At 72.5% G+C, this 21244-nt stretch carries 21 protein-coding genes, 1 pseudogene and 1 riboswitch; of the genes and pseudogenes, 10 read left to right on the top strand and 12 right to left on the bottom strand.

Annotation, left to right across the window (positions count from 1 at the left end):
• Positions 1-133: 133 nt before the first annotated feature.
• Both A8W25_RS08225 and A8W25_RS08220 read left to right on the top strand, forming a co-directional pair.
• Positions 134-1471 carry a class II 3-deoxy-7-phosphoheptulonate synthase gene (locus A8W25_RS08225; RefSeq protein ID WP_067158224.1) on the top strand — a complete coding sequence of 446 codons (1338 nt, stop codon included), beginning with the start codon at positions 134-136 and terminating at the stop codon, positions 1469-1471.
• 145 nt (positions 1472-1616) lie between these two features.
• Positions 1617-1865, top strand: coding sequence for a (2Fe-2S)-binding protein (locus A8W25_RS08220; RefSeq protein WP_067158222.1), 249 nt, complete (start codon positions 1617-1619; stop codon positions 1863-1865).
• A 12-nt stretch (positions 1866-1877) separates the two neighbouring features.
• On the opposite strand, the gene bfr is transcribed toward A8W25_RS08220, so the two are convergent.
• Entirely contained in the window at positions 1878-2357 is a 480-nt protein-coding gene (gene bfr / locus A8W25_RS08215) for a bacterioferritin (RefSeq protein WP_067158220.1), read from the bottom strand.
• Between the two features lie 154 nt (positions 2358-2511).
• Here bfr and A8W25_RS08210 point away from each other — a divergent pair, with 154 nt between their 5' ends.
• Positions 2512-3144 (top strand): sulfite oxidase-like oxidoreductase, encoded by a 633-nt coding sequence (locus tag A8W25_RS08210; protein WP_067158218.1) that lies wholly within the window; start codon positions 2512-2514, stop codon positions 3142-3144.
• A gap of 48 nt (positions 3145-3192) precedes the next feature.
• On the opposite strand, the gene A8W25_RS08205 is transcribed toward A8W25_RS08210, so the two are convergent.
• From A8W25_RS08205 to thiO, 6 genes are all read right to left on the bottom strand, one after another.
• Positions 3193-3849, bottom strand: coding sequence for a DUF4396 domain-containing protein (locus tag A8W25_RS08205; protein ID WP_067158216.1), 657 nt, complete (start codon positions 3847-3849; stop codon positions 3193-3195).
• 81 nt (positions 3850-3930) lie between these two features.
• Positions 3931-4782 (bottom strand): deoxyribonuclease IV, encoded by an 852-nt coding sequence (locus A8W25_RS08200; protein WP_067158214.1) that lies wholly within the window; start codon positions 4780-4782, stop codon positions 3931-3933.
• An 8-nt stretch (positions 4783-4790) separates the two neighbouring features.
• Positions 4791-6767, bottom strand: a complete 1977-nt coding sequence (gene pknB / locus A8W25_RS08195; RefSeq protein WP_199831701.1) for a Stk1 family PASTA domain-containing Ser/Thr kinase — start codon at positions 6765-6767, stop codon at positions 4791-4793.
• Positions 6768-7079: 312 nt separating this feature from the next.
• Complete coding sequence (locus A8W25_RS08190) at positions 7080-7874, bottom strand: thiazole synthase (protein WP_067158210.1); 795 nt, start codon at positions 7872-7874, stop codon at positions 7080-7082.
• A 3-nt stretch (positions 7875-7877) separates the two neighbouring features.
• Entirely contained in the window at positions 7878-8093 is a 216-nt protein-coding gene (gene thiS / locus A8W25_RS08185) for a sulfur carrier protein ThiS (RefSeq protein WP_067158206.1), read from the bottom strand.
• A complete protein-coding gene (gene thiO / locus A8W25_RS08180; protein ID WP_067158203.1) occupies positions 8090-9286 on the bottom strand; it encodes a glycine oxidase ThiO in 1197 nt (398 codons plus the stop codon). Before thiO ends, thiS begins: the two co-directional genes overlap by 4 nt.
• A riboswitch (TPP riboswitch) is annotated at positions 9284-9397 on the bottom strand. Its footprint overlaps the gene before it by 3 nt.
• A 140-nt stretch (positions 9398-9537) precedes the next feature.
• Here thiO and A8W25_RS08175 point away from each other — a divergent pair.
• The 5 genes from A8W25_RS08175 (at position 9538) to A8W25_RS08155 (ending at position 13856) form a co-directional block, all read left to right on the top strand.
• Entirely contained in the window at positions 9538-10758 is a 1221-nt protein-coding gene (locus tag A8W25_RS08175) for an NAD(P)/FAD-dependent oxidoreductase (protein WP_420708423.1), read from the top strand.
• 43 nt (positions 10759-10801) lie between these two features.
• Positions 10802-11167: an Rv2175c family DNA-binding protein gene (locus A8W25_RS08170; protein WP_067158197.1), complete on the top strand. Its 366-nt coding sequence runs from the start codon at positions 10802-10804 to the stop codon at positions 11165-11167.
• 72 nt (positions 11168-11239) lie between these two features.
• The gene (thiE, locus tag A8W25_RS08165; protein ID WP_067158194.1) at positions 11240-11896 is read left to right on the top strand and encodes a thiamine phosphate synthase; all 657 of its coding nucleotides are present in this window, start codon (positions 11240-11242) and stop codon (positions 11894-11896) included.
• A 96-nt stretch (positions 11897-11992) separates the two neighbouring features.
• Positions 11993-12910: a methylenetetrahydrofolate reductase [NAD(P)H] gene (gene metF / locus A8W25_RS08160; protein ID WP_079125893.1), complete on the top strand. Its 918-nt coding sequence runs from the start codon at positions 11993-11995 to the stop codon at positions 12908-12910.
• 70 nt (positions 12911-12980) lie between these two features.
• Positions 12981-13856, top strand: a complete 876-nt coding sequence (locus A8W25_RS08155; RefSeq protein ID WP_067158190.1) for a hypothetical protein — start codon at positions 12981-12983, stop codon at positions 13854-13856.
• Positions 13857-13898: 42 nt separating this feature from the next.
• Here the strand turns inward: A8W25_RS08155 and A8W25_RS08150 are convergent, their stop codons facing one another.
• From A8W25_RS08150 to A8W25_RS08130, 5 genes are all read right to left on the bottom strand, one after another.
• Positions 13899-15413, bottom strand: coding sequence for a phytoene desaturase family protein (locus A8W25_RS08150; protein WP_067158188.1), 1515 nt, complete (start codon positions 15411-15413; stop codon positions 13899-13901).
• A gap of 54 nt (positions 15414-15467) precedes the next feature.
• The gene (locus A8W25_RS08145; protein WP_067158185.1) at positions 15468-16085 is read right to left on the bottom strand and encodes a DUF4126 domain-containing protein; all 618 of its coding nucleotides are present in this window, start codon (positions 16083-16085) and stop codon (positions 15468-15470) included.
• 342 nt (positions 16086-16427) lie between these two features.
• Positions 16428-17033: a TetR/AcrR family transcriptional regulator gene (locus A8W25_RS08140; protein WP_067158182.1), complete on the bottom strand. Its 606-nt coding sequence runs from the start codon at positions 17031-17033 to the stop codon at positions 16428-16430.
• Positions 17034-17061: 28 nt separating this feature from the next.
• Positions 17062-19146, bottom strand: a complete 2085-nt coding sequence (locus tag A8W25_RS08135; RefSeq protein ID WP_067158179.1) for a YhgE/Pip family protein — start codon at positions 19144-19146, stop codon at positions 17062-17064.
• Positions 19118-19876 carry an ATP-binding cassette domain-containing protein gene (locus A8W25_RS08130; RefSeq protein ID WP_067158176.1) on the bottom strand — a complete coding sequence of 253 codons (759 nt, stop codon included), beginning with the start codon at positions 19874-19876 and terminating at the stop codon, positions 19118-19120. Before A8W25_RS08130 ends, A8W25_RS08135 begins: the two co-directional genes overlap by 29 nt.
• 176 nt (positions 19877-20052) lie before the next feature.
• On the opposite strand from A8W25_RS08130, the gene A8W25_RS08125 reads away from it, so the two are divergent.
• Entirely contained in the window at positions 20053-20580 is a 528-nt protein-coding gene (locus A8W25_RS08125) for an SAV_6107 family HEPN domain-containing protein (protein WP_067158173.1), read from the top strand.
• A gap of 33 nt (positions 20581-20613) precedes the next feature.
• Positions 20614-20943 (top strand): annotated as a pseudogene (locus tag A8W25_RS08120) (SAM-dependent methyltransferase); the annotation flags it as partial.
• Between the last annotated feature and the right edge of the window lie 301 nt (positions 20944-21244).

Below are 21244 nucleotides of genomic sequence, written 5' to 3'. Positions count from 1 at the left end.
TGTTGATTTCTGAAGCACTTCCGAAACGGGCAGAGGTTAACAGGCAGCCGATCGGCTCCGGTCACCGGGCGGTCGTCCGCGTGTCTCATAAGGTGGTCATGCGAGTGGACGGCTTGGCGGACCCCGTAAGGTTGTGGGGGTGACCGTGAACGTAAACACCTGGCGTGACCTTCCCGCGGCGCAGCAGCCCGAGTACCCCGATGCCGAGGCTCTGCGCGATGTGATCGCGGACCTCGAGTCGTATCCGCCGCTCGTCTTCGCGGGCGAGTGCGACCAGCTGCGCGCCCGGATGGGGGCCGTCGCCAAGGGCGAGGCGTTCCTGCTCCAGGGCGGCGACTGCGCCGAGGCGTTCGACGCCGTGTCGGCAGATCACATCCGGGCCAAGCTCAAGACCCTGCTCCAGATGAGCGCCGTGCTGACGTACGCGGCGTCCGTGCCCGTCGTCAAGGTCGGCCGGATCGCCGGGCAGTACTCGAAGCCGCGCTCCAAGGGCACCGAGACCCGCGACGGCGTGACCCTGCCGACCTACCGCGGCGACTCCGTCAACGGCTTCGACTTCACCGAGGCCGCCCGGATCCCGGACCCCGAGCGCCTGAAGCGGATGTACAACGCCTCCGCCTCCACGCTCAACCTGGTCCGCGCCTTCACCACCGGCGGCTACGCCGATCTGCGCCAGGTGCACGCCTGGAACCAGGACTTCGTGAAGACGTCCCCGTCCGGCCAGCGCTACGAGCAGCTGGCCCGCGAGATCGACAACGCGCTGAACTTCATGAAGGCGTGCGGCACCGACCCGGCCGAGTTCAAGGCCGTCGAGTTCTACGCCTCGCACGAGGCGCTGCTGCTCGACTACGAGTCGGCGCTGACCCGTACCGACTCGCGCACCGGCAGGCTCTACGACACCTCCGGCCACATGGTCTGGGTCGGCGAGCGCACCCGGCAGCTCGACCACGCGCACATCGAGTTCGCCGCCCGGATCAGCAACCCGATCGGGATCAAGCTCGGCCCCACGACCACGGTCGACGAGGCGCTCAGCTACGTGGACCGGCTCGACCCGGACCGCGAGCCGGGCCGGCTGACCTTCATCGTCCGGATGGGCGCCGACAAGGTCCGCGACAAGCTGCCCGAGCTCGTCGAGAAGGTCACCGCCTCCGGCGCGGTCGTCGCCTGGGTCACCGACCCGATGCACGGCAACACCTTCGAGGCGGCCTCCGGCCACAAGACGCGCCGCTTCGACGACGTGCTCGACGAGGTCAAGGGCTTCTTCGAGGTCCACAAGGGCCTGGGCACCCACCCGGGCGGCATCCACGTCGAGCTCACCGGTGACGACGTCACCGAGTGCGTGGGCGGCGGCGACGAGATCTTCGTCGACGATCTGCACCAGCGCTACGAGACAGCCTGCGACCCCCGCCTCAACCGCAGCCAGTCCCTGGACCTGGCCTTCCTGGTGGCGGAGATGTACCGCGACCAGTAAGTAGCTTCCTACGAGACGTGGGGCGCGGATCTGTGATCCGCGCCCCACGTGCGTATCCAGGGCTTTTCGTGCACCCCGACATTGGGTACGGTTAGGTAAGCCTCACCGAATAGGGGATGGCTGTCGGACCGTTCCTGTCAGGGAGGTGAACCGCGTGTACGTCTGCTCTTGCTTCGGCATCACCGACAAGCAGGTCGAGCAGCACGCGGCCGCCGGTGCCTGCACCCCGCGTCAGATCGCCTCGGCCACCAAGGCGGGCACGGACTGCGGCTCCTGTGTGCGCACCATCCAGGGGCTGCTCGGACGCGGCGCCTGCCCCCGCCGGGAACTGCTGGAGAAGGGCGAGGTCAGCGCGGTGCTGGCCACCGACCAGGAGCTGGCGGAAGCCGCCTAGCCGCCTAGCGGTCTAGCCCTCCGGCTGCTCGATGAGCTGCGCGATGTAGAGCGCCTCGCCGAGCTTCTCGACCAGTTCGAGCTGGGTGTCGAGGTAGTCGATGTGGTGCTCCTCGTCGGCCAGGATCGACTCGAAGATGTTCGCCGAGGTGATGTCGCCCTTGGCCCGCATGACCTCGATGCCGCGCTTGAGGCGGTCGATCGCCTCGACCTCCACCTGCCGGTCCGCCTCGAACATCTCCTTGACCGTCTGCCCGATCCGGACGTGGAAGAGCCGCTGGTAGTTGGGCAGCCCGTCCAGGAACAGGATCCGGTCGGTCAGCACCTCCGCGTGCTTCATCTCGTCGAACGACTCGTGACGCGTGTACTTGGCGAGCTTCGTCCAGCCGAAGTTCTCCTGCATCTTCGCGTGCAGGAAGTACTGGTTGATCGCGGTCAGCTCGGCGGTCAGCTGCTCGTTCAGGAACTCGATGACCTCGGGGTCGCCCTGCATCGCAGAGGCTCCTTCCACACGGGTGAGGGGCAGATTCGCGCGCATCCTCGCACCGCGTGCGAGGAGCGTCCAGTAAGTGCACGCTTAGTAGGAGTTGCCCGAATCGGGGCGCTGCTGGTCATGACCACCCCTCGCCGTCTGTCACCATGGAGGCATGGGTCAGCCGGAACGCCCGGAGCAACGGGAAGCAGCGCAGTCGGAGCTTCCCCCGGGGCAGCGGCTCCAGCGCGGCTGGCCGGTCACCCACTACGGCCCCGTGCCCAGGTTCAAGCCGGAGCGGTGGGAGTTCCGGGTGTTCGGGGCGACCGCCGACGGCGACAAGCACTGCTGGAACCACGAGGAGTTCACGGCCCTGCCCTTCGCCACCGTCGTCGCGGATCTTCACTGTGTCACGAAGTTCTCGATGCTGGGGGCCGAATGGGGCGGAGTCCTCGCACGTACGGTCGCCGAACTCGCGCCCCCCGCCCCCGATGCCACGCATGTGATGGTCTGGGCCGAGTACGGCTTCAGCTCCAACCTGCGGCTGGAGGACTTCCTCTCCGACCGCACGGTCTTCGCCACCCACAAGGGCGGTGAGCTCCTCACCGCCGAGCACGGCTTCCCGGTACGGCTCGTGGTCCCGCATCTGTACGCCTGGAAGGGCCCGAAGTGGGTCCGCGGCATCGAGTACATGACGGCGGACCGGCGGGGATTCTGGGAGGAGCGGGGCTACCACAACGTCGGCGACCCCTGGCGGGAGCAGCGCTACTCGTACCAGGAAGAGCCCGGGGACGGCCCCGAGCTCTGAGAGCCTGTCTTTGAGTCCTGGTGCGTGCGGGTGCCCGCCGTGCTGTGGTCAGTGGTGGTACTGGTGCACCACCGCGTGGCCCTTGCCGCGCCCGATCATCCACTTGTTGACGGGTGTGGTGATCACGAAGGCGAGAGCCAGCGAGGCCGCCAGCGAGCCCCAGAACAGCACGTCCGAGAGCGTCGCGTCCATGGCGGCCGGCCAGAGCACGATCACCCCGTTGTCGATCAGCTCCATGACCGCGATCGAGAGGGTGTCGGCGGCGAGGGCGACCTTGAAGGCGGTGCGGAAGTCGACACCGGCCCGGGTGATGCCGCGCAGGGTGAGCGAGTAGCCGAAGAAGAAGGCCAGGACGATGGCCAGCACCATCGTCGGCATGTTGCCCCAGCCGAGCGCGGTGCCCACGATCATCCCGAGGACCTCGCCGATGGCGCACCCGGTGAGGCAGTGGAGGGTGGCCTGGGCGGCCATCGACCAGCTGACCTTGCCGCCGCCGTGGCCGTGGTGCGCGTGGTGGGCGTGAGCGTCGCCGTGGGCCTGGTGGCTCTGGTGGTCAGCGTGGCCGGTCTGGCTGCTGTGGTCGGCATGCCCCTCGTGGCCGGTGTGGCTGCCGTGCCCCGCGTGCTCGCCGTGGCCTGCGTGACCCTCGTGCGCGCCGTGCTCGTGGTGGCCGTGCTCGGTGTGCGTGTGCGCCTCGTGCTGCATGACTTCCCCCAACGCCGGATGACCGTTCCTGTCGATGACAAGAACGGTATACCCCCCGGGGGTATTCCTCAAGAGGGAAGATCAGGGCCGCAGGGACTTCAGCAGCGCGACGTCCGCCGCCTGCCCCTCCTTTCCGCCGGGCGTCTCGATGATCACCGCTACGCCCTCGGTCGCCGGGTGCGCCAGCAGCTCGCGGAACGGCTCCGCACCTATGTGACCGGCGCCGATGTTCACGTGCCGGTCCAGGTGCGAGCCCACTCCCTCCTTGGAGTCATTGGCGTGGATCAGCTTGAGGCGCCCCTCACCGACGGTCTCCACCAGCAGATCCAGGGTCTGCGCCGCACCGCCGGGCCCGGCCAGGTCGTGCCCGGCCGCGTGGATGTGGCAGGTGTCCAGACAGACGCCGAGCTTGGGGTGGGCGTCGAGGGCCTCGAAGTACGGGCCGAAGTCCCAGGTCCGCGAGCACAGCGAGAACCCCTGCCCGGCCGTCGACTCCAGGAGCAGGAACGGGTCGTCGTCGTGCGTCAGCTCGTCGAGGAGCGGCAGCAGCCGCTCCCGTACCTGCGCCAGCGCCTCGGCGCGCGGTCTGCCGCCGGTCGCCGAGCCGGTGTGCACGACCACCCCGAGCGCGCCGATCTCGCGGCCCCGGCGCAGCGAGTGCCGCAGCGACTCCACGGACTTCTCGACGGTCGCCTCGGTGTGCGAGCCGAAGTTGATCAGATACGGGGCGTGGACGTACGCGGAGATGCCCTCGGCGGCGCACTCCGCACGGAACTTCTCGTCCTGGGCCGGGTTGCCGACGGGCGTGGCCCAGCCGCGCGGGTTGGCGACGAAGACCTGGACGGTCTCGGCGCCGAGGTCGCGCGCGTAGGTGAGACCGGTCGTGGCGAGGCCGCCGGCCACGGGAACGTGGCCGCCGATGGGGTTGCGCATGGGGTGGTTCAGAGTCCCTTGGTCTTGATGGTGATGGTGGAGCCTTCCGGCGCCTGGGAGCCGGCCTCGACGGACTGGCTGGCGATCTCGTCACTGAGGAACGGGAAGCCGTGGTCGACCTTCACCTTGAAGCCGGCCTTCTCCAGGTCCTTCCTGGCGTCGTCGGTCTTCTCGCCGGTCACCTTGGGCACGGTGACCATCCGCGGGCCCTTGGAGACGGTGAGGGTGACCGTGTCGCCCTTGGCGAGGCTGGAGCTCTCGGCCGCGGACTGGGCGGCGATGCTGCCCGCCTCCTGCGGCGAGTTGACCTGCTCGGGCGCGATCCGGACCTCCAGGCCCGCGTCCTTCAGGGCCGAGGTGGCGTCCTCCACCGAGTCCCCGACGACTCCGGGGACCTCGACCGGGGCGCCCTTGCTGACGACGAGGGCGACCGCGGTGTCCGCGCGGCGCGGGGCGCCGGCGGCCGGGGCGGTGCTGATGACCGAGCCCTGGTCGGTGTCCTCGTTGAACTCCTCGGTGACCGCGCCCGGTGTGAGCCCGGCGGCGGCCAGCGCCTTCTTGGCGTCGTCCAGCGACTTGCCGCCGACGTCGGGGACCTTGACCATCTCGGGGCCGCGCGAGACCACGACGGTCACCGAGGCGTTGCCGCGCACGCGCGCGCCCGTCTCCGGGTCCGTCTGGATCACCGTGCCGCGCTTGACGGTGTCGCTGTAGCGGCGGTCGACCTTCTTGACCGACAGACCCGCGTCCTCAAGCCGCTTCTTGGCGGCGCTCTCGCTCTGCCCGATGACGGCGGGGACGTGCGTGAACTGGCCGGAGTTGATGTACCAGACCCCGGCGCCGACGCCCAGGACCAGCAGGACGGCGACGACGGCGGCGATCAGGCCGCGCCGCCCGTTCAGGACGAAGCGGGGCCGCCCGCCACGCGCGCGTGCGGGCGCCGGGCCGGGCGGCGGCATGGTCAGCCGGCTGGTGCGGTGGAACGTCTCCTGCTCGGCCGGGAGCGGGGCGGCGCCCGCCGTGGGCGCGGTGCCCCGGGCCGGGGTCGCCACCGCGCGCGGTATGACGCTCGTACGGTCCTCGGAGCCGGAGGTGCCGGCCGCGGGCACCGCCTGCGGGGGCATCGCGTCCAGCTGCTCGTCGCCGAGCGCGGCACGGGCCTCGCGGGCCTGGGCGAGCAGGCCCACCGCGTCGTACGGCCGCGCGTCGGGGGTGCGGGCGGTGGCCGACGCCACCAGCTCGTCCAGCTCGACGGCGAGGCCGGGCACGGCGGCGGAGGGCGCGGGGACGCCCTCGTGGAGGTGGGCGTAGAGGATCTGGGCGGCGTTCTCTCCGGAGTGCGGCTTGGCGCCGGTGAGCATCTCGTAGAGCACGACGCCGCACGCGTAGACGTCCGCCCGGGTGTCGGCGGTGCCCTGCTCGATCTGCTCGGGGGCGAGGTAGGAGACGGTGCCGAGGACGCTGCCGGTGGTGCTGGTGACCGCGTCCACCGCCCGGACCAGGCCGAAGTCGGCGACCTTGACCCGGCCGTCGTCCCCTATCAGCACGTTCTCCGGCTTCATGTCCCGGTGGACGAAACCGGCGCGGTGGGCGGCACCGAGGGCGGCCAGGACCGGCTCCAGGATGTCGAGCGCGGCCCGGGGCTGCAGGGCGCCGCGCTCGCGCAGCACGTCGCGCAGGGTGCAGCCCGCCACGTACTCCATCGCCAGATAGACGTACGCGCCGTCGGTGCCCTGGTCGAACATGCCGACCACATTGGGGTGGGCGAGCCGGGCGACGGACTTGGCCTCGCGGATGAACCGCTCCACGAAGGAGCCGTCGGCGGCGAGCGCCGGGTGCATCACCTTGAGGGCGAGTACCCGGTCGAGCCGGGTGTCGACGGCCCGGTAGACCGTGGCCATACCGCCGACGGCGATGCGCGCCTCGACGCGGTAGCGGCCGTCGAGCACCTGCCCGACGAGGGGGTCCTGAAGGGTCGTATCCACGCAGCAGAGTCTACGAGCGGCCACGGACAGGGCCGGCGCCCCGGGGGATCCGGGGGCGGTACTGAAGCCGAGCTGTGACGCGACGCGGTGGCGGTGGGCCGGTTCTGCGCTGTTTTCGGGTGCGGACCGTGCCCGCTTCTCGCGCGGTTCCCCGCGCCCCTAGGCACTTAGGGGCGCGGGGAACCGCGCGAGCAGCCCGGCACGGTCCGCAGACCAAGGCGCACGCCCGGCTTCCAGGGGCGCGGGGAACTGCGCGACCAGCCCCCACCGGCCCGCAGGTGACCCACCTCCCGGCGGAGCCCCCCGCGCCGATCAGAACGCCGGGCGTTCCGGGTCCAGCGCGGCGCGCCCCTCCACCGGCGACGACGCCTCGGCGAAGTGGCGGCGGGGGATCCGCCCGGCCCGGTACGCGAGGCGCCCGGCCTCCACCGCGTACCGCATCGCCTCCGCCATCAGCACCGGCTCCTGCGCCCGCGTGACGGCGGACGCGAGCATCACCGCCGAGCACCCCAGCTCCATCGCGAGCGCCGCGTCGGAGGCGGTGCCCGCGCCCGCGTCCAGGACGACCGGGACGGTGGCGCGGTCCACGATCAGCTCGAAGTTGTGCGGGTTGCGGATGCCGAGCCCGGAGCCGATGGGGGAGCCGAGCGGCATGATCGCCGCGCATCCCACGTCCTCCAGCTTCCGGGCGAGCACCGGGTCGTCGTTGGTGTACGGCAGCACCGTGAAACCGTCGTCGACCAGCACTTCTGCCGCGTCCAGCAGCTCGATCGGATCGGGCAGCAGGGTCCGCTCGTCGGCGACCACCTCCAGCTTGACCCAGTCCGTGCCGAGCGCCTCGCGCGCGAGGCGGGCGGTCAGCACCGCCTCCCCGGCGGTGAAGCAGCCCGCCGTGTTCGGCAGCACGCTGATGTTGAGCTTCTCCAGGACGGACAGGACCGAGCCCTGCACCGTCGGGTCGAGGCGGCGCATCGCGACGGTGGTGAGCTCCGTGCCGGAGGCGGCGAGCGAGCGCTCAAGGACGTCGAGGCTCGGCGCCCCGCCGGTGCCCATGATCAGCCGCGAGGTGAAGGTCGTACCGCCGAGGGTGAACAGGTCGTCGGCCATGGCTCAGCCTCCCTGGACGGCGGTCAGGACCTCGACGCGGTCGCCGTCGCCGAGCGTGGTCGCGGCCCACTCGCCGCGCGGCACCACCGTCTCGTTGACGGCGGCGGCGACCCCGGCGGGCGCGGGCGTCAGGGTGGCGACGAGGACGTCGAGGGTGGTGCCCGCGGCGAGGTCGCGCGCCTCGCCGTTGACGGAGACGGTCGTCAAGGAGACGGTCATACGGTCAGCTCCTGCGGTACGGACTCCGCCGGGGCGGAGGTGAAACGGCGGGGGGTGAAGGGGCGCGCCTCGGCAGGCAGTTCGCCGGTGGCCAGCGCGTGCGCCAGCGCGTCGCCCGTGACGGGGGTGAGCAGCACCCCGTTGCGGTAGTGGCCGGTGGCCAGGTGCAGGCCGGGCAGGGCGGTGGGGCCGAGCAGCGGCGCGTTGTCGGGGGAGCCGGGGCGCAGCCCGGCGCGGGTCTCGGTGAGCGGCAGTTCGGTGATGCCGGGCACCAGCTCGTGCGCGTCGCGCAGCAGCTCGTAGACGCCGCCCGCGGTGACCGTGGTGTCCCAGCCCAGCTCCTCGCTGGTGGCGCCGACGACGAGCTCGCCGTCCGCGCGCGGCACCAGGTAGACATGGCTGCCGCGGACCACCGCGCGGACCGTGCGGGACAGGAACGGCGCGTACGCGGGCGGCACGGTCAGCCGCAGCACCTGGCCCTTGACCGGGCGCACCGGCGGCCGCAGCTCCTCCGGGACCCCGGCGAGCCGGCCGCTGAGGCTGCCGCCCGCGAGGACGACCTGGTCGGCGGCGAGCTCGGTGCCGTCGGCCAGGACGGCGCCCGCGGCCCGCTCGCGTACCACCAGGAGCCTGTCGGCCCAGCCGTGGTGGAACACCACCCCGGCCCGCTCGCAGGCCGCCAGCAGGGCCTTGGCGAGGCGGCGCGGGTCGATCTGGTGGTCACCGTCGACCCGCAGACCGCCGCGCACGCCGGGCGCCAGCATCGGTTCGAGGCGGCGGCACTCGCGCCCGGTCAGCCACTGCGAGTCCAGCCCCGAGCGCTGCTGGAGCGCGTGCAGCTCGCGCAGATGGGCGCGGTCGTCGGCGTCCAGGGCCACCGCCAGGGTGCCGCACGCGCGGTAGCCGGTGCCGAGACCGCTCGCCTCCTCCAGCTCGGCCACGAAGTCCGGGTAGCGGTGGGCGGAGGCGAGGTTGAGGCCGAGCAGGGTCTCCTCGCCGTAGTGGAGCTCGGTGACGGCGGCGAGCATCCCCGCCGCGACCTGGGCGGCGCCGCCGCCGGGCGCGGGGTCGGCGAGCGCGGTGCGCAGGCCCCGCTGCGCCGCCCGCCAGGCCGTGACGAGGCCGATGATGCCGCCGCCGATCACCAGCACGTCCGACCCGTGGGGAACTGCCCCTTTTCGGGATGAATGCATGGGCGTCCAGCCCCTCCCTTCGCCGGCATGACCCGGATCAGGTTCGTACGGTCGGAGGCCGCCGCAGCCTCCCTCTCAGCCCGGTGCGTCCGGGCTCCCGCGAGATGGTTGTCGTCCCGCCGCGCGTCCCGGGGCCGGGGCTCCGGGGGTACGGGCGGTACGTCGGCCAGACTAACCCCAGCGGCCCATCGGCAGTAGGGAGCGTCCGGGCCGGGCTACCTGACGAATCGTCAGATGCTTATGGTGATCGGGTGAGCGAACAGCAGACGCATGCGGAACAGCGGCACGTGGTGGTCGTCGGCGCGGGCATGGCCGGGGTCCAGACCGCGGTGGCCCTGCGCGAACAGGGCTTCCCGGGCCGGATCACCCTCATCGGAGCCGAGCCCCACCAGCCGTACGACCGGCCCCCGCTCTCCAAGGCGGTGCTGCTCGGCAAGGCCGAGGGCTCGGCCTTCGAGGTGGACTTCGAGGGGCTCGGCGTCGAGCTGCGCCTGGGGGAGAGGGTCACGGACGTACGCGCGCGTGAGCACGAGATCGACACCGCGTCCGGGCCCGTCCGGTACGACGCGCTGGTGATCGCCTCCGGCGCGGAGCCGATCACCCTGCCCGGCATCGAGGACCTGCCGGACGTCCACTTGCTGCGCACCCTCGACGACGCCGGGCGGCTGCGCGCGGTCCTGGGCGCCCAGCGCCGCGTCGTGGTCGTCGGCGCGGGCTGGATCGGGGCCGAGTTCGCCACGGCCGCGCGCGAGGCGGGCTGCGCGGTCACCGTCGTCGAAGCCGCCGAACGCCCGCTCGCGGGCGCGCTGCCCGCCGAGGTCACCGAGCCGATGGCCGGCTGGTACGCGGAGAGCGGCGCCGAACTGCTCACCCACGCGCGCGTGGCGGCCGTCGAGCCCGGCGCCGTCGTCCTGGCGGACGGCCGCCGCCTCCCGGCCGACGCGGTCGTCGTCGGCATCGGTGCCCGGCCCACCACCGACTGGCTGGCGAACACCGGCATCGAGCGCGGGGCGGAGGGCGCGGTCACGGCCGACGACCGGCTGCGCACCTCGCTGCCCGACGTCTACGCCGTCGGCGACTGCGCCTCCTTCCCCTCGGGCCGGTACGGCGAGCGGCTGCTCATCCACCACTGGGACAACGCGCTCCAGGGGCCGCGCACGGTGGCCGCGGACATCGTCGGCGAGGCGGTGCGGCCGTACGACCCGGTGCCGTACTTCTGGTCCGAGCAGTTCGGCAGGTTCGTGCAGTACGTCGGCCACCACGGCGGCGCCGACCGGCTGCTGTGGCGGGGCGACCCGTCGGGCGCCGCGTGGACGGTCTGCTGGCTGCGCGAAGGGGTGCTCGTCGCCCTCCTGGCCGTCGGCCGACCGCGCGATCTGGCGCAGGGCCGCAAGCTCATCGAGGCAGGTGCGACGCTGGATCCGGCCCGCGCCGCCGACCCCTCCGTCCCTCTCAAGGCCGCAGTCGGCTGAGCTCCGGCTACCGAGTGTCAGTCCGGGATGGCACGCTTGTGCCGTGACCGAGATTGACGCAAAGACCGATGCACTCGTCCCCGCCTGGCTCCACCTTCCCGACATCGCGGAGATGCTCGATGTGGAGGTGACGCGTGTGCGACAGCTGGTCAAGGAGGGCCAGCTCATCGCCGTGCGCCGCGGTGAGAGGCGGACGCTGCAGGTGCCCGCCGCCTTCATCGACGGCGACAAGGTAGTGAAGGGCCTCGCCGGCACCCTCACGCTCCTGCGGGACGACGGCTACTCCGACGAAGAGATGCTGGAGTGGCTCTTCACCCCCGACGCGACCCTGCCCGGCACCCCCGCGCAGGCCCTGAGCGAGAATCGCGGAACGGAGGTGAAGCGCCGCGCCCAGGCGCTCGCCGTCTGACCGAACGCCTACAGGTGGGGCGCGGGCCGGGAGACCGGTCCGCGCCCGCACCACACACAACGGGGGATTTTCATGCCCACGGCCCGTGAGCGGCTCGCCGACGCCCGGCTCTACCTCTGCACGGACGCGCGCAGGCGCCAGGGCGACCTGCCCGCGTTCCTGGACGCGGTGCTGTCCTCGGGCGTGGACATCGTCCAGCTGCGGGACAAGGGCATGGAGGCCGCCGAGGAGCTGGAGCACCTGGCCGTCTTCGCCGACGCCTGCCGCCGGCACGGCAAGCTGCTCTCGGTCAACGACCGGGCCGATGTGGCGCACGCCATCGGCGCCGACGTGCTGCACCTGGGCCAGGGCGATCTGCCGGTCCCGGCCGCCCGCGCGATCCTCGGCGACGAGGTCCTGACCGGCCGTTCCACGCACGTCGACGCGGAGGCCTTCGCGGCCGCCGTCGAGCCCGGCGTGGACTACTTCTGCACGGGCCCCTGCTGGCCCACCCCCACCAAGCCGGGCCGCCACGCCCCGGGCCTCGACCTGGTGCGCTACACGGCCTCGCTCGCCACCGAGCGCCCCTGGTTCGCCATCGGCGGCATCGACGCGGCCAACCTCGACGAGGTGCTGGACGCGGGCGCCGAGCGGATCGTGGTGGTCCGCGCGATCACCGAGGCGGACGACCCCGCGGAGGCGACGGCGAACCTGGCCAAGCGGGTACGTGAACGCCTGGTGGCCCACTAGAGGCCGTTTGTCCGAGGGGTGGACAAGAGTCCGACAATGCGGACAAATTCCCCCTGCCTTGTTGGGGGACCGCCAAGCCCTGGCTAACCTGCGAGTATGGCCCTTGGCACAGCTTCCACCAGAACGGACCACGCGCGCACCGTGCGCGAGATGCTCGCGACCGGTGAGACGACGTATTCGTTCGAGTTCTGGGCGCCCAAGACCGAGAAGGGCGAGCGGAACCTCTGGAACGCGCTGCGCCGGGTGGAGGCGGTGGCCCCGAGCTTCGTCTCCGTGACCTACGGCGCGGGCGGCTCCACCCGCTCCGGCACGGTCAAGGCCACCGAGCAGATCGCCGCCGACTCCACGCTGACCCCGGTCGCCCACCTCACTGCCGTCGGCCACTCGGTGGCCGAGCTGCGCAACATGATCGGCCAGTACGCGGACGCCGGGATCCGCAACATCCTCGCGGTCCGCGGCGACCCGCCGGGCGACCCGATGGGCGAGTGGGTCAAGCACCCCGAGGGCGTCACCTACGCCGCCGACCTGGTGCGGCTCATCAAGGAGTCCGGCGACTTCTGCGTGGGTGTCGCGGCCTTCCCGGAAATGCACCCGCGCTCCAGCGAATGGGACACCGACGTCCGGCACTTCGTCGACAAGTGCCGGGCCGGCGCGGACTACGCCATCACGCAGATGTTCTTCAGACCCGAGAGCTATCTGCGGCTGCGCGACAAGGTCGCCGAGGCCGGCTGCACGACCCCGGTCATCCCCGAGGTCATGCCGGTGACCAGCGTGAAAATGCTGGAGCGGCTTCCCCAGCTCAGCAATGCCGAGTTCCCGCCCGAGCTGAAAGAGCGGATCCTCGCCGTCAAGGACGATCCGGCCGCTGTACGCTCCATTGGCATCGAGTTCGCCACGGAGTTCTGCGCGCGGCTGCTCGCCGATGGCGTACCCGGGTTGCACTTCATTACCCTCAACAACTCCACGGCGACACTCGAGATCTACGAGAATCTGGGTCTGCACCAGCAGCCCTGATCAGTCGCATCTGGCGTACTGGCCGGCCGTCCCGCCAAGGGGGGCGGCGGCCTTTGGGAGAGGGGCGTACATGGGCTGGGCGGTCCTCTACATCGCGTTCGGCGTCGTCGCGCTCTGGCTGCTCGGCGAGGTGCTCCTGCAGTACAAGGCGCGGCTGCGCTGGCGGCTGCTGGCCTTCACCGGTTTCATGGGCGTGGTCCTCGGTGTCCTCCTCCCGTCGGTGTTCGTGATCATCCTGGGTGCGGGGGCCTTCGCGGTCGGCCAGACCTATGTCACGCTCTCCTTCCGCCGGGGCTTCTCGACGGGCTGGGCGGTCGGCGGCAGGCCCGGCGCCAGCCGCCGTCGCCGCTCGGGCGGCGCGGCCCCGCTCCAGGACCCGGTGCTCCAGGTCTCCGACTTCCAGTACGAGGGCGACGGCGAGGCCGACACCCCGCAGGGCGCCCCGGCGGACGGGACCGCCGACGCCGCGAGCGCCGCGCGGGAGTCCGTCTACGAGCCGCAGCCGCTGCCCGACGACACCGGCCAGTACGGCGTCTACAGCGAGAACGCCTACGCCGGGGCCCAGCAGCAGTACGGCGGATACGACGCCGCACAGCAGCAGTACTCCGACCCGTACGCGGGCCAGTACGGCTACGGCACGGACACCGGGCAGCAGCAGTACGCCGCGTACTCCGACCCGTACATCGGCAGTGGCACCACCCAGGGCTACGGCAGCTACGACAGCTATGCCGCGCCCCAGCAGGCCTACGCCGACCCCTACGCCCAGCAGTACGGCACGGACACCCCGCCCGGCGGGGTCTGGGTGCCGCAGCAGCGCGACACCGAGCCTCAGCCCTACGGCGAGGAGCAGCCCGCGCCGTACCCGCAGAGCGGTGAGTACGGCAACGGGACGGGCGGCGGCACCGGATCCGGTTACCTCAACGAGCAGCAGCCGTACCGCTATTGAGTGGTCGCCGGGTCTGCCCGGCGACCCCGCTCGGCCACCGGCTCACTGTGAGCCGCGGAAGTCGTCGCCCTCCACGATCAGACCGCTGACCAGCGACCCGGACATCCCGGCGTGGGCGAGCCCGCCGCCGGGGTGGGCCCAGCCGCCCGCCAGATACAGCCCCGCCAGACGCGTCCGGTTGCCCGGGTGCAGCCGGGTGGCGCCCGCCCCGGCCAGCGAGGGCGCCGGCACCGAGCCGCCCTCCGCGCCGGTCTCGGCCTCCGTGTCGGCGGGGGTGCGCGCCACGCGCCACAGGATCCGCTCGCGCAGCCCCGGCACCGCCGCCTCGGCGACCCCGATCAGTGTGTCCGCGTACCGCTCGCGCACCTGCTCGTCGGTCCAGTCGACCGGGCCCTGCGGGGGCGCCGTCGCGGTCAGGGTGAGGGCCTCGTGGGCGTCGTCCGGGCGGGTCGCCGGGTCGTCGGGGCGCAGCACCGTGACCGTCGGCCGTATCGCCGGGTGGCGGGTGGTGAACACCGCCTCCGCCTCGGCCGCCGGGTCGGGGGAGTGGACCACCGTGCGGTGCACCGCGTCGGCCGGGCGCCCGCCGCGCAGGGCGAGCAGCACCGTGAACCGCCCGGGGGCCTGCGCCTCGACCGGCCGCACATCGCCCTCCCGCCACGGCTCGCGCCCGCTCAGCGGGCCGGAGCCGGGGCGCGGCTGGGTGGCGAGGACCACCTGGTCGGCCTCCGCCACCTCGCCGGAGGCGAGCTCCACGCCCGCCGCGCGGCCGTCCTTCTCGACGATCCCGGTGACCTCGGCGTCGAAGACGAAGACGACCCGCCGCTTCAGGCACCGCTCGTACACCGCGCGCGCCAGCTCGCGCATTCCCCCGCGCACATACCAACTGCCGAAGCTCTGCTCCAGATAGGGCAGCAGGGCGGCGCTCGCCGGGGCCGTGCGCGCGTCCAGGCCCTCAGCCAGCGCATAGCTCGTCAGGAGCGCGGCGAGCCGGGGATCGCCCAGCTCCCAGGCGCCGACCTCCGCGAGCGTGGACGCCTGGCGGGGCGAGCGCAGCAGCCGGCGCTGTCTGGCCGCCGGATACGGGTCGCGGGCCAGCACCTGCCAGTCGGGCCAGAGCGGCTCCTCCAGGAGCGGGCGCCGCGAGCGGTCCCAGGCGTCCCGCGCACGGCCCAGGAAGTCGCCCCACTTCTCGCCCGCGCCCGCGCCGAGCGCCGCGTCCAGCGCGGAGACGACGCCCGCGCGCGAGGCGTTGGGCAGCGAGACGGCCGTGCCGTCGGCGAAGAGGTGGCGCGAGGCGGGATCGGTCGGCGTGAGCGTGACCTGGTCCTCCAGCGGCTCCTTGCCGGTCTTGAGGAACAGGTCCCGGTAGACCGCGGGCAGGCGCAGCAGACCCGGGCCGGTGTCGAACGCGAACCCGTCCCGCTCGAACCTGCCCAGCGCCCCGCCGTACGTCGACGCGCGCTCGTACACCGTCACCCGGTGGCCTGCCACGGCCAGCCGGGCGGCAGCCGCCATGGCGCCCATCCCGGCGCCGATCACCGCAATCCGTGCCATGCCCGCGACTTTATCGGCCGCCACTGACAACGCCGTGGTCCGGGCGGCGCGGGCTCACTCGGGCGGGCCCGGCTCACGGGCCGCGGCCAGCCGCTTCTCCTCACGGCGCTGGGCCCGGCGGCGCCGGAAGCGGCGGATCCGGCTCCAGAGGAAGACCAGTATCACCACGCCGAGCACCAGCAGCGTGCCCGCGATCACGGCCGCGGCGACCGGATGGAAGATCGCGAAACTTATGATTCCGGCGACGCCGAGGTCCTCGGCCGTGCTGAGCGCGATGTTGCTGAACGGTTCGGGCGAGGTGTTCACCGCCATCCGCGTCCCGGCCTTCACCAGATGGCTGGTCAGCGCCGTCGAACCGCCGATCGCGCCCGCCGCCAGATCCGGCAGCGACCCGCTCTGCCCGGCGAGCAGCGCCCCCACCACGGCGCCCGAGACCGGCCGGATCACCGTATGCACGGCGTCCCAGACCGAGTCGACGTACGGGATCTTGTCGGCCACGGCCTCGCAGAGGAAGAGCACCCCCGCGACGATCAGGACGTCGGGGCGCTGGAGCGCGTCGGGCACCTCGTCGGTGACGCCGGTCGCGCCGAAGACGCCGAGCAGCAGGACCACGGCGTACGCGTTGACCCCGCTGGCCCAGCCGCTGGTGAACACCAGGGGGAGTACGGACACGGACGTGATCGTAACCAGTTCCGACTTCCTGGAGCTGGGGTTGAGCACGGACGCCTGAGTATCCGTACTCAGAACATGAGATGAGTAATTGCGCGGATGGGCTCCCACCTGCGTGGACGGAAGAGTGGAGGGCACGGAGGGGGCAGGCGCGTCCGTACCGCCGACACGGGGCGGCGGAACGGCGCGGCTCCCCTGCCGAGCGGGGCGCGAGAGGTACGGGGGTACTTGAGTGCCCAGAGCGACGTACGGGGGACGTGTTCCGAGGAAATACGCCGGTGCGGCGAGGCCCAGGGGGGATCGGGGCCTCGCCGCACCGGTGTGTCCACGCGCGCGTGGACGGCGTCAGCGTCCGCTGACCCGCCCGTGCAGCAGCCTGGAGAGGGCCGCGTGCACCTCGTCGAGGGAGCGCTCGCTCTGGAAGGCCTGCCAGTCGAGCGCGGCCACCAGGACCATCCCGACCAGCGCGGCCGCCGTGAGCGGGATGTCGATCTCCTCGCTCAGCTCGCCCTCCGCGACGGCCTCGCGCAGCACCGTCTCCACGACGGCGACCGCCTCCTGGCGCACCACCATCAGGGTGGACTGCCAGGCCCGGTTGGTCCGCCACAGCTCCGCCACGTAGAGCTGGGTGAAGGCCGGATAGCGGTGGATGAACTCCAGGCCCGCCCGGATCATCGCGTCCAGCGCCTCGACCCTGCTGCCACCGCGCGCGTGGGTGACGTCGGCGGCCTCCTGGAGCGAGGCGGTGAGCAGCCCCACGCCGTGCCGCAGCAGCTCCTCGAACAGCTCGGTCTTGCTCTTGAAGTTGTAGTAGACGGTGCCCTTGGCGACACCGGCCCGCTCCGCGATCTCGTCGACGGTGGTCGCCGAGAACCCCTGCTCGGCGATGAGCGTCACCGCCGCCTCGTAGAGCTTCTGCCGGGTCGCCTGCCGTCTGGTGCTGCTGTCCATGCGGTCGATTCTCACAGGTCCGGCGCTCCTAGAGGCTCAGCTCGGGGTGGAGCCGGTCCAGCGTCCAGACCTGCTTCTTCCTGGCCGACAGGGCGGTGAGCGCCAGCGTGCCCACCGTGAACGCCACCAGCACCGCGCACCCCTGCCACACCGGCCCGAGACCGCCGCCCGTGATCAGCCTCCGCAGGCCGTCGACCACGTAACTCATCGGCAGATACGGGTGGAGCGCGTTGAAGAACGCCGGGCTCGTCTGGACCGGGTAGGTGCCGCCCGCCGAGGTCAGCTGGAGCATCAGGAAGGCGAGCACCAGGATCCGTCCGGCCGCCCCGAAGCGGGCGTTGAGCCACTGCACGATCGCCGCGAAGCAGCACGAGACGAGCATGAGGAAGCCGATGGTCCCGGCGGCGTGCTCCATCTGGAGGCCGAGCGCGAAGTGCAGCACGCTCATCAGCGCGCCCACCTGGAGCACCCCGACCGCCGCCACCGGCAGCCAGCCCGCCAGCGCGATCCGCCAGGCCGAGGCGCCCGCCGCGAGCGCCCGCCGGTTGAGCGGCTGGATCAGCATGTACGCCACCATCGCGCCCACCCAGAGGGAGAGCGGGATGAAGTACGGGGCGAAGCCGGTGCCGTAGTTGGGCGCCTTGTGCAGCGCCTGGGAGGCGAGCTTGACCGGGTCGGCCATCACGTCGGTGCGCCTGTCGCGGTCCTGCTTGTCGTAGTCGGGGATCTTCCCGACGCCGTCGTGCAGCCCGCCCGCGAGTTCGGCGGAGCCGCCGGAGAGCTTGAGCAGCCCGCCGTCGAGCGTGCCCGCGCCCTTCTTGAGCTTGCCGACACCCGTGTCGAGGTTCCCGGCGCCCGTCTTGGCCGAGGTCAGCCCGGTGTGCAGGGTGCCGGCGCCCTTGGCGACCTCCTTGGCGCCCTTGTTGAGGGCGTTGACGTCACCGACGGCCTTGTCGAGGTCCTTGGCGAGCGTCGGCGCGTTCTTGGCGAGCCGGCGGGCCTGCTTCTGGAGCTCGGCCAGGTTCTTGTCGAGCGTCTTGAAGTCGCTGTTCTGGTCCTGGACCACCGTGTTGAGGTCCTCGGCGAGGGTGGCCGCGGTGGCCGCCGCCTTCTTGGCGCGCTTCAGCTCCGGGCAGGCGGGCCCGGGCGTCGCGGAGGACCGGCACAGCGAGGCGTACGCCTGGTCGAGGTCGTCGGACGCCTTGCGGGCACCGGTCGCGGCGGCGGGCGCCGCCTTGATGACGGTGGCCAGGTGGTCGCGCACCGGTCCCACCGAGTCGTCGACCAGCTTGGCCGCGTCCCCGATGGCCTTGGCGTTCTCCTTGAGGAACGGGCGTGCCTCGTCCGCCGCCGTGTTGACCTTGTTGGCCAGGGTCTGGGTGCCCGCGGCGACCTTGCGGGCGCCGTCCTCCAGGTCGGCGGAGCCGGTGTTGAGCTTCTTGATGCCGCCCGCCAGCTTGCCGCTGCCCGACTTGGCGTCGCTCAGCCCGTCCGCGAGGTCCTTGGAGCCCTGCTTCGCCTTGCCGAGGCCCCCCTTGAGGTCGGCGGCGCCCTTGGCGGCCTTCTCGGTGGCGTCGTGCAGGTCGGAGAACGAGATGAAGATCTTGTCCAGGAAGGAGCGGGAGGCCTTGGCGGAGGCCGCCGAGCGCACCTCGGAGAAGACCGTGCGGGAGATGGACCCCACGATGTAGTTGTTGGCGTCATTGGTGCGCACCTGGAGGGCGCCCGTCTCGGGGGAGTCCCCGGAGCTCGACGCGATCCGCTCGCTGAAGTCCGCGGGCATCGTCAGGGAGAGGTAGTACGTGCCGTCCTCGACGCCCTTGCGGGCCTCCTCGTCGCTCACCTCGTGCCAGTCGAACGTCTTGCTCTCGCGCAGCCGCTCGGCGATGCCGTCGCCGGCCGCGATCTTCTGGCCGCCGGCGGTGGCGCCCTTGTCCGCGTTGACCAGCGCGACCGGCACCCGGTCGAGCCGCCCGTACGGGTCCCAGAACGACCACAGGTAGAGCGCGCCGTACAGCAGCGGCAGCAGCAGGAGCGCGACCAGCGCCGCACGCGGCAGCTTCCCCCTGCCGAACCGCTTCAGCTCAAGCGCGGCCAGTCGTGGCGAACGCATCCCCCGCCCCCTTCTCCTGCTCGTCGTGCTCGTTGTCGGTGTTGCGTACGGTGACGTCGGCGTCCCCGGGCGCCTGGCTGCAGACGGCGATCACCGTCGTACCGGTGTCCGCGATCGACCGCAGCAGCGCCCAGGCCTCGGCGCGCTCGGCGTCGGAGAGCTTCAGGTCGGTGTCGTCGACGCCGAGCAGCCGGGGCCGGCCCATCAGCCCCAGCGCCACGGACAGCCGTAGGGCCTCAAGGCGCTCCAGATCGCGTACGGAGGTGCGCTCGCCCTTGGGCAGGGTGTCGAGGTCGAGGCCCGCGGCCTTCAGCGCCTGGTCGATCGCCGCCCTGGCCGTGGTGCGGCGCTCGGCGGGGGTGCGCAGCAGAGTGCGTACGGACCCGTCGAAGCGGCGCTGGAGCAGCGCCCGTTCGCGCAGGTGCTCGGCGACGGTCAGGGCGGGGTCGAGGTCGCTCACCCCCGGGACCGGGCCGAGCGCGCTGAACCGGCGGACGGCGGCCATCCGGCGCGGCAGCTTCTCGCCGCCCACCTCGGCGTGCCCCTCGGTGGGCTTCATCCGGCCGGTGAGCGCGAGCAGCAGACAGGTGCGCCCGGAGCCGGAGGGGCCCTCGACGGCGACGAGCGAGCCGGGCGCCGCGTCGAGCCGCACTCCCCGGAAGACCCACCCCCGTGGCCCCCTGAGCCCGAAGTCCTCGGCGGTGACGGCTGCCCCGTGCGGGCTGTCCACGTTCCCCCCATTCTTTGAACTGACTGGTCAGTACAAAAGATAGCCCGAACCTGCGTACGGGACAAAGGGGCAGGCCACGGGCTGGAGAGGGGCGGCCGACGGCCGATTGTCAGTGGTGGCCCTCACGATGGACACATACGGCCACAGCGCCGTCACACGACGACAGGAGGTTCGTCATGGCCAGCCATCGCGCGGCAGCCGCCCACCGGCGCCGCCCCACCGGCCCTGCCCCCTCACTGAACGGTCCCGCGAGCGACATCCACCCGGTGCTGCGCAGGGGCGGCGCCCCACCGGCCGCCCTCGACCTGCTCGCCCAGGCCCGCAGCGGTCTGGACGAGGCCGCCGTGCTCGACACCCCCAACGAGCGGTACGCGACGGCACATCTGGCCGCGCTGCGCACCGCGGCCGCCGTCCTCGCCGCCCGGGGCCGCCCCGAGACCGGCCCGCCTCGGCGCCGGCGGATCCGGAGCGCCTGGGAGGTGCTGCCGGAGATAGCACCCGAACTGACCGAGTGGAGCGCGCTGTTCGCCTCCGGCGCCACCCGCCGGGCGCGTGCCGAGGCAGGTATCCAGGGGGCGGCAACCGGTCGCGACGCCGACGACCTGATCCGCGACGCCGCGATGTTCCTGCGTCTGGTCGAGCGCCTCCTCGTCCTGCAGCCCGCGCTCCCCCAGCCCAGGACCCGGGAGCCGGACGCGGGGTGAGGCACGGCCCTGCCGGGGGCGGGGGTGCGGTGAGGTGCGGCCGTGGTCGCCCGCGCGCTCGCCGGGCACTTCACCGAGGCCCGCCGTGCCCTGGACGACCCGGCCGGGCGCTGGGGCGACGGTGACCCGGTGCCCCGCCGGTTCACGGCCGAGCAGCTCACCGCGCTGGTCGCCGCGACCGGTGTGGAGGTGGGCGCGGTGCACGGCGTACGGGTCTTCGCGGATCTGGTCCCCGGGGTCCTCGTGGACACCGAGCCGGGCGCCCTGGACGCGCTGCTCAAGCTGGAGGCGGCGGCGGCCGAGCTGCCCGCGTTCCACTCCGTGGCGACGCAGTTGCACGTCCTGGGCGAGAAGCGCGCCTGACCCGGCGCCCTGTCCCGCGCCTGATCCCGCGCGCGACCCTCCGTCCGGCCCCGCGTCCGATCCCGCGCGCGACCCCCGTGGGGCCGCGCGGGCGGCTCCGGTGCGGCCGGTGCGCGCGTGCCCGGTCCCACGCCCGGCCGTCCCCGCGCTGATCAGCGAAGCTGTCCCGGACGGCGTAGCGGCATGGAGTACGCCACAGGCCCCCCGATCGGCGGCTTCGCCCCGTATGATCGGGGTACAGGGTCCGGCATGGCGGGTCGCTCGATGGGGAATCCACTCCCCACCGGGCGAGCCGCCGTGG

Source organism: Streptomyces sp. ERV7 (genome assembly GCF_001653515.1).
Classification (GTDB): Bacteria; Actinomycetota; Actinomycetes; order Streptomycetales; family Streptomycetaceae; genus Streptomyces.
The sequence above is the reverse complement of the archived record's forward strand: the minus strand, read 5'-3'. Positions and strand labels throughout refer to the sequence as shown.

What these genes read in the sequence shown, in the direction of transcription:
- bfr (WP_067158220.1), bottom strand. Translation starts at nt 2,357, where the DNA reads ATGCAGGGCGACCCCGAGGTCATCGAGTTCCTGAACGAGCAGCTGACC.
- A8W25_RS08210 (WP_067158218.1), top strand. Translation starts at nt 2,512, where the DNA reads ATGGGTCAGCCGGAACGCCCGGAGCAACGGGAAGCAGCGCAGTCGGAG.
- A8W25_RS08205 (WP_067158216.1), bottom strand. Translation starts at nt 3,849, where the DNA reads ATGCAGCACGAGGCGCACACGCACACCGAGCACGGCCACCACGAGCAC.
- A8W25_RS08200 (WP_067158214.1), bottom strand. Translation starts at nt 4,782, where the DNA reads ATGCGCAACCCCATCGGCGGCCACGTTCCCGTGGCCGGCGGCCTCGCC.
- A8W25_RS08190 (WP_067158210.1), bottom strand. Translation starts at nt 7,874, where the DNA reads ATGGCCGACGACCTGTTCACCCTCGGCGGTACGACCTTCACCTCGCGG.
- thiS (WP_067158206.1), bottom strand. Translation starts at nt 8,093, where the DNA reads ATGACCGTCTCCTTGACGACCGTCTCCGTCAACGGCGAGGCGCGCGAC.
- thiO (WP_067158203.1), bottom strand. Translation starts at nt 9,286, where the DNA reads ATGCATTCATCCCGAAAAGGGGCAGTTCCCCACGGGTCGGACGTGCTG.
- thiE (WP_067158194.1), top strand. Translation starts at nt 11,240, where the DNA reads ATGCCCACGGCCCGTGAGCGGCTCGCCGACGCCCGGCTCTACCTCTGC.
- metF (WP_079125893.1), top strand. Translation starts at nt 11,993, where the DNA reads ATGGCCCTTGGCACAGCTTCCACCAGAACGGACCACGCGCGCACCGTG.
- A8W25_RS08155 (WP_067158190.1), top strand. Translation starts at nt 12,981, where the DNA reads ATGGGCTGGGCGGTCCTCTACATCGCGTTCGGCGTCGTCGCGCTCTGG.
- A8W25_RS08150 (WP_067158188.1), bottom strand. Translation starts at nt 15,413, where the DNA reads ATGGCACGGATTGCGGTGATCGGCGCCGGGATGGGCGCCATGGCGGCT.
- A8W25_RS08140 (WP_067158182.1), bottom strand. Translation starts at nt 17,033, where the DNA reads ATGGACAGCAGCACCAGACGGCAGGCGACCCGGCAGAAGCTCTACGAG.
- A8W25_RS08135 (WP_067158179.1), bottom strand. Translation starts at nt 19,146, where the DNA reads ATGCGTTCGCCACGACTGGCCGCGCTTGAGCTGAAGCGGTTCGGCAGG.
- A8W25_RS08125 (WP_067158173.1), top strand. Translation starts at nt 20,053, where the DNA reads ATGGCCAGCCATCGCGCGGCAGCCGCCCACCGGCGCCGCCCCACCGGC.